Below are 15,388 nucleotides of genomic sequence, written 5' to 3'. Positions count from 1 at the left end.
AGGAAATGGAGTAAAATTAAACAAAGTGCGGTATTTTTTAACAATATTTTGCGGTTTGAATTGGTTGTTACTTATGAAGTATTGCTAAATAGGGAATATAAAGTATTAAGCGACATAACCCATAAATATTATGTCGCTTATTCTTTTAAGCCATCAACAATCTAACAATCTTGCCCACCATACTTATCATCACGCAACATGGCACGCACGGCGTTATCAAAATCTTTTAACACCTGATCTGCATTTTCTGCATCAACACCTTTGGCATCTAAATAGAATTTGATTTTTGGTTCGGTACCTGATGGACGAACAATTAAGCGACTGCCGTTATCTTGAATAAAGACTAAAATATCACTTTGGCGTTCGGTTTTTAGGTGGTCGATAAATTGAACAACCGCATGTCCGCCAATTTCACTTGGTGGATTTTGGCGAAGTGCGGTCATTAATTCGCCGATTTTGCTTAAATAGCTGACACGAATAGAAATTTGACCACTGACATAGGCACCAAATTCTTGGGTGAATTCTGCGATATAATCAGCAAGGGTTTTGCCTTGTTGTTTTAAATAGCAAATGAGATCAAGGAACACAATAGCCGCAGAAATACCGTCTTTATCACGCACTTTATCGGGGTCAACTAAATAGCCTATGGCTTCTTCAAAACCGAATAATAAGCCTTGTACTTTGCCAATATATTTGAACCCTGTTAAGGTTTCTTCCGATTGGAAACCGTATTTTTTCGCAATTTCTGCTAACGCTGGCGATGAGACTAAAGAACAAGCTAGAACGCCTTGTTTTCCTTGATTTTGCTGGGCTAAATACCAACCCAATAAACAACCGATCACATTACCATGCAAGGCTTTCCAGTTACCTTGAGCATCAGGCATTGCCACAGCTAAGCGGTCTGCGTCTGGGTCGTTAGCTAAAATAAATTCGGCATTTTTCGCTTTGGCTAATTTAAAGGCTAAATCTAATGCCCCTTTTTCTTCGGGGTTAGGGAAATTCACCGTTGGGAATGCGCCATCGGGTTGAATTTGTTCAGTGACTAAATGGGGTTGTGGTAAGCCTGCTTTGCTTAGGGTTTTGCTTAACACTTCATAACCCACACCGTGCATCGCCGTGTAAACATAGTTAATCTCGGCTTTTGGCTGTTTGGCTAGGCTTGCGGTTTTTTCAATATAAGCGTTGACAACGTCATCATCTAATACAATGTAATCTTGGCTGCGTGGTAAATCTTGAATATTGCCAAGGGCGACTTCATCAATTAAGGCAGCAATTTGTTTATCAGCAGGTGAAACAATTTGACCCCCACCATTTGCTTTACCTAAATACACTTTATAGCCATTATCTTCTGGTGGATTATGACTGGCAGTCACCATTACACCTGCGGTGGTGTCAAAATGTTGGATAGCGTAGGCTAACACTGGGGTTGGCAATTTACGCGGTAATAAATAGGTTTTAATTCCTGCACCTGCCATGATTTCAGCTGTATCTTTAGCGAACACATCCGAATTTTTTCGACCGTCATAACCTAAAACGATGGAGGGCTTTTCATCATAACCTTGAATAAATTTGGCTAAACCGCCAGCAGCTTGAGCCACGAGAACACGGTTCATACCCATTGAGCCGGCTTGTAAACGGCCACGTAAGCCTGCTGTGCCAAATTGCAAACGGCCGTCAAAACGAGCGTTAAGTTCATCTGTGGTAGCCTTATCACCAGCTTGTGCTTGTTCAATTAATTGCGTTAATTCTGCTTTGGTTTCAGCGTCAGGATCTTGTGCTAACCAGTTTTGTGCAAGATTAAAAATTGTTGTCATAGTATCTCCTTATTTTTATTAAAATAATCATTAACATGGTTGTTAATTATTTAGCCTATCTTTTTCAAGGCTAAAATACAACCTAAAATCACGATTATTCCGCCCATTCCTTGATATAGATTAATCTTTTCACCCAAAGTGAAATAGCCAATAACTGAGGTGGAAAGGGGAATGATTAATTGAATAATATTAAACACCACCACCCCTTGTTTTTGTACGATATAAAATGCCATTAACATGCCTGTCAGCATGCCATAAATCCCAGCCAAACTTAAGCCAATTAATAGCCCTTTATTGACCTGTTGCAGTTGTTCAATGCTATTGGTATGAATGGCAAGCATAAGATAAAGTAATCCTGAAAGGGTGGCGGTGGAGGCACTAATCACAATAGCGTGCAATTTTCTTGCCACCTGTTTTACCAACAAATTTTGAATAGATTGAATAAAAATAGCGGTGGCTAAAAACAGTGAACCGAGTAGAAAATCGCTGTTTTGTGCATTTTTATTACTATAAAAAACAAAGATTAGCGAACCTATAATCGCTATCAGACTGCCGACATAAAAGCGTTTTTGTTTAGCTCGTTGGCGTTCATCTTGAAAGAAAATGGCCGCCATAATAATGGCTAATGGCATCGCTAAAATACCAAAAATACTGCCAGCTAAAGCGGAGGTGTATTTTAGTCCATTAATAAAAAAATACATATTACCCGTCATAAATACCGCTAATAGCAATAGACTGACAATAATCTTCGGCTCTACCCATATTTTTTTCAGTTCTTGTCTAAATTTTACCAAACAAATCAATACGAAAAATAATCCACCTGATAAGAATCTGACGGCATTATTATTTAAGGTTTCAAAATGAATGCTCATAAACCGCATAATGGGGAAACCAAAGCCCATTAGAATAATATAAGCAAGGCGTGTAAATTGTTCGTTGTTCATGGTTCGCTAAAAGGGAAAAATCTTCGTGTCGATCATGTCGTAAAATCTTTGAAAAATAAAGAAAGAAATAGTAAAAATGAGAGATAGTTCACAGTTTTTTTCGCATTGTCTCTCATTTTCAACAAGAACCTCGAGACAATAACAAAATTTGTGTCAACGTCTATTTCTAAGCTCACAAATCAACTGGCATTTTTATTAAGAAAAATCAAACTTGCATACTTGACAGTCCTCGTCACCTTGATATACATTACCCCTATCCCCTCTTGTTTTAAGGCATTTTTATGTTAACGTACAATAGAAAATGGCTTTTCTTCATTCTTACGTTTTTCTTTTCTCACCCTATTTATGCACAACAAGAAACGATTCAGCAGATTGAACAACAAAATGAACAGCGGCAACAAGCACGCCAAAAACAATTAGATTCAGCCTTACAATCTCAGCCAGACATAAAATTTGATACATCCACTCAACGCCTAAGTTTACCGCCAACAGAATCCCCTTGTTTTCCCATTCAAAAAATTGCCTTAACTGACTATGCTCATGAAAATCAGGCTTCACAATTTTCATCTCTTTTAACCGATAGCTTACAAGAACTCAATTTAACCTTGCCCTATTGTTTTGGGGGTAATGGGCTGAGTATCTTGATGAAAACCATGCAAAATAAACTGATTGAAAAAGGGTTGGTGACCACCAGAGTCATTGCGGAAGAACAAGATTTGAACCAAGGGGAGTTGAAACTTACGGTTATCTTAGGTAGGTTGAATAATATTCTGGTAGAAGACAGCTCAGATTTTCCTACCGCACGTTTTACCGCTTTGTCCGCTTTCACCGCCATGGCCATAGATAAAGGGGATATCTTAAATGTGCGAGATATTGAGCAATCCCTAGAAAATCTAAAACGCATTCCCACTGCTGATGCTAACATAGAGATTTTGCCTGCAAACACTGGGGATGTGGGATATAGTGATTTAAAAATTTCTTATGCTCAATCTTTTCCATTCCGTTTAACATTAGGGTTGGATGATGGCGGTTCTAAAAGCACAGGGAAATATCAGGGGTCAGCTACTTTATCGGTGGATAATTTGCTGACCGCTAACGATTTATTTTATTCTAGTTTTACTCGTTCCATTCCCACCGACAATGATGAAAAAGGCACTCGCCAAACGTCTAATTTCAGTTTGCACTATTCCATTCCTTTTGGCTATTGGCTACTCAGTTTTAACAGTTCCTATAACCACTATCGTCAACAAGTGTTTGGTTATGCAGAAAATTATCTTTACTCTGGTCAAAGTCGTCAGCAAAAATTGACCCTGTCTTATCTTCTACATCGTGATGCTCAGCGTAAAACCACATTGAGTGGTAGTTTATGGGCGAGACAATCCAATTCATTCATTGATGATGAAGAAATTGATGTACAACGTCGGCGTACGGCCGGTTGGGAAGTAGGCATTAAACATCGAGAATATTTGGGGCAATCCACATTCGATATTGGATTATCCTTTAAACGTGGTACCGGTGCTTGGCAAGCGTTAGCTGCACCAGAAGAATTATTTAATGAAGGCACTTCTCACCCTAAAATTATATTAGCCAATGCCACATTAACCGTACCTTTTTCTCTTTTTGACCAAATCTGGCAATATCAAGGAGAATTTAATGGTCAATGGAATAAAACCCCGCTCACATCACAAGATAGATTTAGCATTGGTGGACGTTATTCCGTGCGAGGTTTTGATGGTGAATTGACCTTATCGGGCAACCGTGGTTGGTCGATTCGCAATGATGTTTCATGGTTAGCCAGTGCTAAAATTCAGCCTTATCTTGGTGTAGATTATGGCAAAGTTTATCAACAAATTGATGACAATGTAGGCAATGCGTTGACAGGTGCGGTATTGGGATTGCGTGGGCAAATCTTCGGGGTAAATTACGATGCTTTTGTCGGTCGTCCAATTGATAAACCTGCTCATTTTCGTACATCTAATGGGGTGGCTGGGTTTAACCTAAGCTATCAATTCTAGGGGAAAATGGATATGAACAAACACTGTTATCGCGTTATTTTTAATAAAGCCAAACAATGTTTAGTGGTGGTTTCTGAATTAGCCAAATCCGCTCGTGCCAATACAAAAACATCTTGTCAAAGTGCGGTGCATTTTTCTCCAGTTTTCGCCACATTAAAGATATTGTCTTTCAGTGTATGTTGTGCCTTAGGTTTAGTCAGTTTGAGCGGTAGTGCGTTAGCCGATACGCTGATTATCAAAGCCGACCCAACCGCCCCCAAACAACAAAAACCTATCATGCTTTCCACGGCAAATGGATTGCCACAAGTCAATATTCAAACCCCTAATGATAAAGGGCTGTCTCATAATAAATACCGCCAATTTGATGTCAGTGAAAAAGGAGCGATTCTTAACAATAGCCGAAAAAATACCGCCACCCAATTAGCCGGACAAATCACCGCCAATCTCTATTTAGCTAAAGGCGAGGCAAAGGTCATTTTAAATGAAGTCAATTCTAATAAAGCCTCACAGTTAAAAGGTTATGTAGAAGTGGCTGGCAAAAAAGCGGAAGTGATTATTGCCAACCCATCGGGTTTATATTGTGAAGGCTGCGGATTTATTAACACAGATAAAACCACCTTGACCACCGGTAAACCGCATATTGTCAATGGAGAACTCGACCATTTTGTGGTCGAAAAGGGCAAAGTGACAGTCACCGGACAAGGGCTTGATAACAGCCGAGTTGATTACACGGACATTATTGCCAAACAAAGCCAAATTAACGCCGGTATTTGGAGCAAGAAAAAAGTTAATGTAGTGACAGGGAAAAATAAGGTTCACTATGCCAATCCCAGCCAATCTGACCAACCTTTACAAATTATTAGCACAAAAAACACCGCACTTTCCCATGATGAACAGGCTCAATCCCCTTATTATACGGTGGATGTTAGTCAACTGGGTGGTATGTATGCCGAGAAAATTTACTTAGTCGGCACCGAGCAAGGATTAGGGGTACGCAACGCAGGGCATATAGGTGCATCCAGTGAAAATGTGCAAATTAATGCACAAGGCAAAGTGATTAACACTGGATATATCACCGCACCAGATAAGGTTACTGTGCAATCTAATCAAAATATCGAAAACACAGGCAGAATAGAAACCAAGCAAGGAAAAATTACACTTAAATCTAACCAATCCATTAAACAAAATGGTGAACTGATTGCACGTAACCAACAAATTCAATTAACCGCTAAGAAACAGATTAGCCAACAAGGCAACACGCTTGCCCACGATAATGTTAGTTACCAAGCCCAACAGGTGAACACCACACAGAATGCCTTGATTGCTTCAGGGGTTAACTTTGTTGAAACAGATAAGGGCGAACAACGCACCATTGCCCCACAAACCGCACAGGGTAAAAATATCCTAATTCAAGCCAGTGAAAAAGCCAGTTTACAAGGAAAACATCTTGCTCCAAATAAAATAACAGTGACCGCCAATCAGGTCGAGTTAAACCATAGCCAAAATAGTGCCTATCAAATAGATATTCAAGCAAAAACAGGTGATATTCAGGCCAATCATGCCAAATTAACCGCATCTGAAACGCTATCTCTCAGCACCCCTAAACACTTATCAACCCAATATGCACAACTTAGTGCAAAACATATTCAATCCAACCAAGCCAACTTAAACGCAAGCCATGCCATCTGGCAACAAAGCGGAGAAGAGACATTTAATTTACGTGGCAAGCAGCTCAATACAGCGGGGGCAATATTCCAAAGTGCGGGCAAAATCAAGCTCAATGCAGATGAAATCAACTATCGTCAAGGCAGTTGGATTGCCGGCAAGGGGATTGAGGTTAATACCACTGGCAAAGTAGATGGCAGTCAAGGTCAACTGTTAGCCAAAGAAAATATTCACATCCACAGTGGTGAATTCATTAATGACCAAGGCTTAATGTATAGCGAAAGCCATATTGACATTGACACCCAAAGCCAGCGTTTAAGCAATCAGCATACCACTGGGGAAAACCAAGGCATTGTGGCATTAGGTGGCTTGCGGATTAATTCGGGAACGTTGGATAACCAAGACGGTAAGTTAGCAAGTCGGGATAATCAGCTTATTAATACTGCCGATATTAACAATGCACAAGGACATATTCAGACAGAAAGTGCGTTGAAAGTACAAGGCAAAAATCTTAATAATGATCTCGGGGTTATTCAAAGTAAAAAAGACCTAACCATACAAGCACGTTCATTATTAAATAATCAAGGCAATATCTCTACAGATAAAAACATGCGTCTTAATATTGAAGATAAAATTCAACAAACACAGGGTTTAATGCATGCCGATAATCTGCGTTTGCAAACTAATGATCTACATAATGTTGAACAAAGTGAAATTAGTGCTAACACATTAAATATTCAAGCAAAAACCTTGAATAACACTAAAAGTAAATTGGTCGCTAATCATAATGCCAACCTCCAAACACAAGGGGGAATTGAGAACCAACAAGGTATTATTGCTTCTTTGCTTAGTGAGCTTTCTATTGATAGCCATCAATCTGATCTCAATAACCATAACGGCACGGTTTATGCCAATAATTTGCTCTTGCAAACAGGTGCACTCAATAATCGTAATGGATTAGTGCAGGCGAATAGTGCGGAAATAAATACCCATCAACAAAAATTTGATAACCAAAATACGAAAACGGCACAAAATAATAAAGGTCTTATTGTTAATAATCTGACATTATTAACTCGTGAATTGGATAATCAAAACGGAAACTTGATGAGTCAGAATCTGAAAGGTGAAAGTGCGTTATTCAATAATCAGAATGGTACGGTTATTGTCAGTGAGAATGCCGAAATCAGTAACGATAAATTAACTAACCAACAAGGCGAATTATTGGTTAAACAAGATGCCAAAATTAAGACAAAAAATCTCAACAATCAACAAGGTATCATGGTTTCAACACAAGGTAATCTTATCGCCATAGCGAATACGGTGAATAATACTGAAGGGACGATAAATGCAAGAAACACATTATTGATTACCAGTAAAACCTTATCTAACCATAAAGGTCAATTAGCTAGCCATAATATATTAACGCTTTCTACTCAGGCACAACCATTAGATAATCAACAGGGTAAAATCAGCAGTGCTAATGAATTAACCATTAACACAAAACAACTCAATAACCAAGGGGGTATTCTTGGTGCAAAAAATGCAGAGATTACTGCTTCACAAATTCAGAATAACGCAGTCAGTGATATTGGATCGCTTATTTATGCAACAGAGAATTTAACCCTTAACAGCACACATATTGAAAATCAACAAACCAAAACCAATGTAGCTATTCCAACGCAAGGTATACAAGCTAACTCACTTTATCTTAATGCTCATACTGTCAATAACCAACAAGGCGGTATTTATAGCAATCATCAAGCTACACTCAACATAGCGGAGAGCTTAGTAAATCAACAAGGTGAATTGCTTGCAAATAATCAACTGACAATTTCTCATGGTGGCAATCTCATGGTGAATAACCAAAATGGGACAATTCAAGCCACCGATATTACATTAAATGCAAAAGGTTTAACTGACGAAGGCACAATCAAAACGGCTGGTAATTTAACGATTAATTTAGTGGATAGCCTTGCTTTACATCGTGCTTTTGAGGTGGGAAAAGATTTATCTTTGACAACCTCGGGTAACTTTACTAACTATGTAAATTTGTTATCTGGCAATAAAGCAACCATTACTGCACAAAATATCAATAATACTAAAAATGCTGAAATTTCTGCCACAGAAACGAGCTTGAAAACCAACAATATAACAAACCGAGGCTTAATTAATGGTGATAATACCTTGATTAACGGCACCAATCTCACCAATATTGGCACAGGCAAAATCTATGGTTCACATTTAGCCATTCAGGCGAAAACACTTAATAATCAGGCAGAATCAATAGATAACCAAACTTCATCAGCGACCATTGCGGCAAGGGAAAGACTTGATCTTGGCGTGGATACGTTAATCAATAAAGACAGCTCTTTCATTTTTTCTTCTGGGGATGGCTATATTGGTCAAACATTGGATCAGAATAATCATGCTGTTGGTGTTGCAAATCTTATTAAAAATGAAAGTGCAACGATTGAATTTTTAGGCAATGGCACTATAAATGCCAAGGAAATAAAAAATCAAGACACCAAAGTCAATATTCGCATTCGAGAAGAACAGGAACAATTTGATTTATATGGTAAAGAAGATCGTCAAACTTATAAAGTAACGGAATGGTATCGTATCGGTGTAGATGGAACTTTTGATCCGAATAATGGACAACGTCATAAGTCTGCTACTTTTTATTTTTATGATACCAATAAAGAAAAAATTGATTCATCTAAGGGCGATTTTTGGCAAAGAAAAGTCTTTACACGCACAAGTTATATTCCTGAAGTGCATGATGAAGCACCTGCAAAAATATTGATTGGGGGAAGCCTACATTTAAATAGTGATTATACGTTGAATCAATATAGTCAGTTGCTTGTGGGCAAACAGTTCTATTTTAATCAACAAGAGGTTGATGCACCAAGTCATCAAATTAATCATCAAGGTTTGCTCATTAATGAAGATTTAACAGCAACGTTAAACATGAAAGATGACGGTTTCTTTATTCGGTATTATCAAGATAGATATAAAACAAGCTGGCATGAACATCGTCGCTATTTCTTAGATGAAAAAATTAAAGAATCAGTACCACAACCGTTACCTAAAAAAGTGTCATTTAATCTCGTATTAAATACGATTGGTTCAGCTGTTCCTACGTCAAATATTACTGTGCAATCGGTGAATAAACAGGAAAAAGTTGCTTTATCACCGATAGCAAATATCAGTCAAGATATTCCCAACATTACATCTGTATCAGTGAACATAACAGAGCATAAAAATGATATTGTTCATTCTGGTCAGGTTATTGTTCAATTACCTGAAAAAATAGCAATAAGTAATGCAACGGATCACTCTGCTTTACCTGTTATCAAAACGCATTTAGTCAATGTAACTTTACCGACAGCTAGCTTATACCAAATTAACCCCACAGCTCCGAAAGGTTATGTGGTTGAAACTGATCCTAAATTTACTGATCGTAATCAATGGTTAAGCAGTGATTATATGTTTAATCAACTCCGTTATGATCACAGTAAAACCCAAAAACGCTTAGGTGACGGTTATTATGAACAACGTTTAATTAACGAGCAAATCAACCAACTGACAGGTCGTCGTTATTTAACTGGTTTTAATAATGATATGGAACAATATAAAGCCTTAATGAACGCAGGGGTAAAATATGCCAAAGACTTTAATTTATCTGTGGGCGTTGGATTAACCGCCAAACAAATGTCAGAATTAACCACAGATATGGTGTGGTTGGTCAACAAAGAAGTTACACTAAAAAATGGAGAAAAAATCACCGCACTTGTGCCACAGGTTTATTTGGTCGCCAGTGATGCAGATATTGATAGCCGAGGTGCGGTAATTTCTGCGAACAATATTTTGGCGAATGTGGATGAATTACAAAATACCGGCACCATTGCAGGACGAGACTTAACCCATATTCAATCCAATCATCTCAAAAATCAAGGGGTAATTTTAGGCGACAGTGTAGATTTATCCGCCAATCAAACGCTGATTAATCTGGGTGGAAAAATAGAAGCTGCATCAAATTTAACACTTTATGCAGGCAAAACACTGGAACTGGCTAGCACTACAAACAGTGCAGAAAGCACTAACCCAAATTTTGCACGTACAGAGTTAGACCAACTCAGCCAAGTGAAAGTCACAGGCAAAGGCGGACAGCTTAATCTGCTAAGTGACGGCAATATCACGGTAAAAGCCTCACAACTCGAAAGCAACGGCAGTCTTTATGCCAATGCAAAAAATGGATTAACGATAACCACCTTAAACACCGTAAACAAAGAACATTACAACGCCGATGACAATAATTACTACCGCCTAGACCAACAAGGCGAAATCGGTTCAAGTTTACAAGCCAAAGATAACCTTACACTCATTGGCAAACAACAAGTCGATATAAGACAAGCGGAAATCAATAGTGAACAAGGCAATGTGGTTATCGGTTCACAGGGAGAAGTGAATATCCATGCAGGCAAGCAACAAGAACAAGTGGCGAGTGCAGTAAAAAGCAGTCACAAGGGATTGTTGAGCAAAACAACGGAAATAAAACGGCATTATCACAATATCAGCCAAGTTGAATCTAGCGATATCAGTGGTGAAAATGTGTCTATTTTCTCTGAAAATAAAAGCGTCAATATCAACGGCTCCAATGTTGTCGCCAATCAGAGTTTACAGATTCAAGCGAAAAATGGCGTAAATATCACCGCAGATAGCAACCGCTATTATGAAGAAAATTATCACCAAAAAACCAAATCAGGCTTAATGAGTTCAGGCGGAATTGGGTTTACCGTTGGGAAAAAACAAGAAGATGTTGACACCGATAACACACAATACAGTGCGGTGGGCAGTCAAGTTGGTAGTCTGCATGGCAACACTCAAATCATCACGGATGGCAGCTATCAACAATCAGGCTCAATCGTCACATCCAAAGACGGTGATGTATTGATTATGGCAAAAAACGCCAATATCACAGGGGTAGAAAGCGATTACGAAAGCAACTATAAATACCAAATGAAACAAAGTGGGTTAACGGTAGCAGTAAATATTCCAGCTTTACTAGCCTTGCAAAGTGCCATTTCTACGGTGAAATCAATAAAAACCGTTGGGCAAAGCAAAGATAACCGAATTAATGCGTTAGCGGCAGCGAATGTGGGTTTTGGTGCAGTAAGAACCTATGAACAGGGAAAGGATTTATATAAAAATCTACAAGAAAACGGCATGGATGGCTTAAAACAGGATATCAGTGTTTCCATTACCTATGGCAAACAAAAGAACACGCAAACCCAACATGCTGAGGGGAATAAAGTTGAAAAAAGCCAAGTGAATGCAGGGGGCGAAGTGAATATTGTAACCACTGGAAAAAATGAAAATCTAGTTATTATTGGTTCTGATGTCAGTGGCAATCAAGGTACCCATCTCCAAAGCAACGGTAACATCAACATACTGGCCGCCAATGAAAATCACCTTGAACGCAGCAAAAACAAAGCCAGTGGTTGGAATGCAGGTGTCGCAGTGAGTTATGGACAAAGTGGATTTTCATTTGGTGTAACAGCTGGTGGCAAGATAGCCAAAGGTTATGGCAATGGCGATAGTAAGGCTTGGGTGAATAGCTATGTAGGTAGTCAAAATAGCCAAACAACCATTGATAGCCAAAAAGACACCAATATTAAAAGTTCACAAGTTGCAGGCAAACAAATTACCGTCAATGCAGAGAATCTAAATATTGAGAGTTTACAAGATACAGCAACTTACAAGGGCAAGCAAGAAAGTGCAAGTGGGCAAGTGACTGTGGGTTATGGTGTGTCTGCGAGTGCTAGTTATAGCCAATCCAAAATCAACTCAAATTATGCCAGCGTAAATCAGCAAGCTGGGATTTTTGCTGGGGATGATGGATTTAAGGTGAATGTAGCCAACCACACGAACTTAACTGGTGCCTTAATCACTTCCACTGAAAGTGCGGAGGAAAATAGCAGAAATTCTTTTAGTACAGGGGCATTGAGTTATTCAGATATTGAAAATCATGCAGATTATAAGGGGTCGGCATTTGGTGTAAGTGGTTCAGTCGCCATGAATTTTGACACCCCATTTGGAAGCAAAGGCACGCCACAAAGCAAAAAACAAGCGGTGAATGAAAAAGGCGAAAAACTTTATACAGATGCCAGTGGGAAAGAAACCACCGAAGCGAAAACGAATGGTAAGAAAAATGATGCGGTTTTGGCGAAAGGTTGGGATTCTTTAACTGGTGATATTAGCTTCGGTGTTGGTATGGATAAGGATAACCAAAGTAGTGTGACCAACTCAGGCATTGGCACATCAAATATTGCGATTACAGATACAGAGAAACAAAAAGAACTCACATCATATACCGCAGAAGAAATAATGGAAAAAATAAAAACGACAGTACGAACAGATAATGCTCAGCAAAGTTCAGGGAAACTGGAGAATAAGTTTAATAAAGATAAAGTGTTAAATGAAATTCAATATCAAGTTAAACAAACAGCTGAATTTACGAATAATGCTCAAGAAATGGCAGACAATGTTATTGACTATTATCAAGAACCTAAACGAAAAGAGCTTCGTCAAGCTATTTTAGATTATCAAAATGCTAAAATTGATGATAAAGAAAAATATCAAGAAAAAATTGATGAAGCGATTAAGGATATTTATTGGTTAGAACATCTTCGCACGGGATTAAATTTAGCGACAGGCGTGGTGACTGGAGCACCAAAGGTTATGACCGCGAAATCACTACTAGCGACTTTAAATATTGAAGCAAGAAGAGAAACACTTAAAAATTCACTTTTGGCCCCACCTATTGAAGATAAGAATGGCATGTTAAGCAATGTTGCTTATGGCAGTGGTGCTTTTGATGGAATTAAACTAGGTGGCGTAAGAATGGATTATGGCATTATTTGTGGTGAAGGTAATAGCCGTTGTGAAACAAATAGTGATGGTTCGTTGAAAGTGAATGAACGGGGAAATTATGTTTTTAAAGAAAATAATAAATATTCCAGCTTAACTGATTTATTCAATGATAAGCCAGTGACGGAAAAATTATATGGAATAACAGGAGGACATCAAGGTATTGCTGGAACTATGTTTGGAATACCTTACAGTATAGGTTCTGTTTTTGATAAAGCAGTAGAATATTATGCAGGTATTCACGATCTTAATGGACAAGTATTTTTCTATGATAAACAAGGTAACGGTCATTATACATCTCAAGTAGAGCAGAATCGAGCTAATAGAGTGGCTGTTTACGCAGTAGGATATGTAACTCCTATTGTTGCAGGGCAAGCCTTACCCAATGAAGTATTTGAATTATTATTCGGATTTAGATAGGAGATAAAAAATGAGATTTTTATTTGTATATTTTTCTATTTTTGTTCTAACTGGATGTGGCATAACAATTGACGGATGTACATATCATATGACTTATACGCCCTGTGATGGTGAGCAGTTTCCTCGTGTTGCCTTTTATCAGAAAAAAGATACTGTCGGGCGTACTAATGCTGAAATAAGATGGAATGATGCTAAACATTGTGGAGCAGATTATAGAGAACCCTATTTATTTTCTGACTATAGATATAAAAGCAAATTATTTGACTATAAATCTGAAATTAAACATTTTGATAACTGTATGAGTAAATTGGGATATATTAAATTAACAGTGGAAGAGTGCGGAAGAATGAATTCAGTTTCTGATAAGAAAAAATGTAATATGTGAAAGTTATAGGAACGCATATATGGAAAAGTTTATTTTATTTTTCTGTATTTTTCTTTCTGCTTGTTTATATAGACATGAAAATGGTTGCACAATAACTTGGCAAACCGCTAGTTGTGATGGAAAGGAATTTCCTCCAATATCGTTTTATCAAAAGAAAGAGACAATAGGTCACACTAATACCGAACAAAGATGGAAAGATATTGGTAAATGTGGTGTTAAATATGGTGATATATATCTTTTTTCTGGTCAACGGAAACATAAGAATGACCCTGTAGATCATGATATGGTTACTCGATTGCATAATTGTGTGGAAAAACAGGGGTATATTTATATAACTGATTGTGGAAGAATGAACTCTGTTACGGATAAGAAAGTATGTAATATGTAACTATTACTTATTGAAGAGATAATATCTACCCAATGAAGTATTTGAATTATTATTTGGATTTAGATAGGAGATAAAAAATGAAATTTTTATTTGTATATTTTTCTATTTTTGTTCTAACTGGATGCGGTATAACAATTGACGGATGTACATATCATGCTATTTATACCGACTGTGATGGAGAACGATTTCCTTATATTGCTTTTTACCAGAAAAAAGATACTATCGGGCATACTAATTCTGAAATTAGATGGCATGATGCAAAAAATTGTGGTGGAGATTATAGGAAAAAGAATATATTTTCTGCTAGTAGGTTTCAAAATAAAGATTTTGATTATGAACTTGCAATAAATAATTTTGATCATTGTATGAGTAAATTGGGGTATATTAAGCTAACCATTGAAGATTGCGGAAGAATGAATTCAGTTTCTGATAAGAAGAAGTGTAATATGTGAATATTATGAACCAAGAAATCACCCTCGAAAATGGCGAAAAAATCACCGCACTTGTGCCACAGGTTTATTTGGTTGCCAGTGATGCAGATATTGATAGCCGAGGTGCGGTAATTTCTGCGAACAATATTTTGGCGAATGTGGATGAACTACAAAATACTGGCACCATTGCAGGACGAGATTTAACCCATATTCAATCCAATCATCTCAAAAATCAAGGAGTGATTTTAGGCGACAGCGTAGATTTATCCACCAATCAAACCCTGATTAATCTGGGAGGAAAAATAGAAGCCGCATCAAATTTAACACTTTATGCAGGCAAAACACTGGAACTGGCTAGCACTACAAACAGTGCAGAAAGCACTAACCCAAATTTTG

General features: G+C 37.8%; 8 protein-coding genes. 6 read left to right on the top strand and 2 right to left on the bottom strand.

The features are described 5' to 3' along the window. Positions 1–161: 161 nt before the first annotated feature. Positions 162–1,814, bottom strand: a complete 1,653-nt coding sequence (locus ACTG7L_RS05660; RefSeq protein ID WP_439327776.1) for a phospho-sugar mutase — start codon at positions 1,812–1,814, stop codon at positions 162–164. 50 nt (positions 1,815–1,864) lie between these two features. Further along, a complete protein-coding gene (locus ACTG7L_RS05655) occupies positions 1,865–2,758 on the bottom strand; it encodes a DMT family transporter (RefSeq protein WP_439327775.1) in 894 nt (297 codons plus the stop codon). A 281-nt stretch (positions 2,759–3,039) separates the two neighbouring features. Between ACTG7L_RS05655 and ACTG7L_RS05650 the strand changes: the two genes are divergently transcribed. From ACTG7L_RS05650 to ACTG7L_RS05625, 6 genes are all read left to right on the top strand, one after another. Further along, positions 3,040–4,773 carry a ShlB/FhaC/HecB family hemolysin secretion/activation protein gene (locus tag ACTG7L_RS05650; protein WP_439327774.1) on the top strand — a complete coding sequence of 578 codons (1,734 nt, stop codon included), beginning with the start codon at positions 3,040–3,042 and terminating at the stop codon, positions 4,771–4,773. A gap of 12 nt (positions 4,774–4,785) precedes the next feature. Beyond that, positions 4,786–13,788, top strand: a complete 9,003-nt coding sequence (locus ACTG7L_RS05645) for a two-partner secretion domain-containing protein (RefSeq protein ID WP_439327773.1) — start codon at positions 4,786–4,788, stop codon at positions 13,786–13,788. 10 nt (positions 13,789–13,798) lie between these two features. Continuing rightward, positions 13,799–14,173, top strand: a complete 375-nt coding sequence (locus tag ACTG7L_RS05640) for a hypothetical protein (RefSeq protein WP_439327772.1) — start codon at positions 13,799–13,801, stop codon at positions 14,171–14,173. 19 nt (positions 14,174–14,192) lie between these two features. Further along, entirely contained in the window at positions 14,193–14,561 is a 369-nt protein-coding gene (locus ACTG7L_RS05635; RefSeq protein ID WP_439327771.1) for a hypothetical protein, read from the top strand. Between the two features lie 77 nt (positions 14,562–14,638). Further along, on the top strand, positions 14,639–15,013 hold the full coding sequence (locus ACTG7L_RS05630) for a hypothetical protein (protein ID WP_439327770.1): 375 nt from the start codon (positions 14,639–14,641) through the stop codon (positions 15,011–15,013). A 5-nt stretch (positions 15,014–15,018) separates the two neighbouring features. Continuing rightward, the coding region (locus ACTG7L_RS05625; RefSeq protein ID WP_439327769.1) for a hypothetical protein at positions 15,019–15,388 on the top strand (370 nt) is incomplete at its 3' end.

It is taken from the genome of Lonepinella sp. BR2357 (genome assembly GCF_051851525.1).
Taxonomy (GTDB): domain Bacteria; phylum Pseudomonadota; class Gammaproteobacteria; order Enterobacterales; family Pasteurellaceae; genus Lonepinella.
This window is presented reverse-complemented; position numbering and strand designations above follow the sequence as displayed.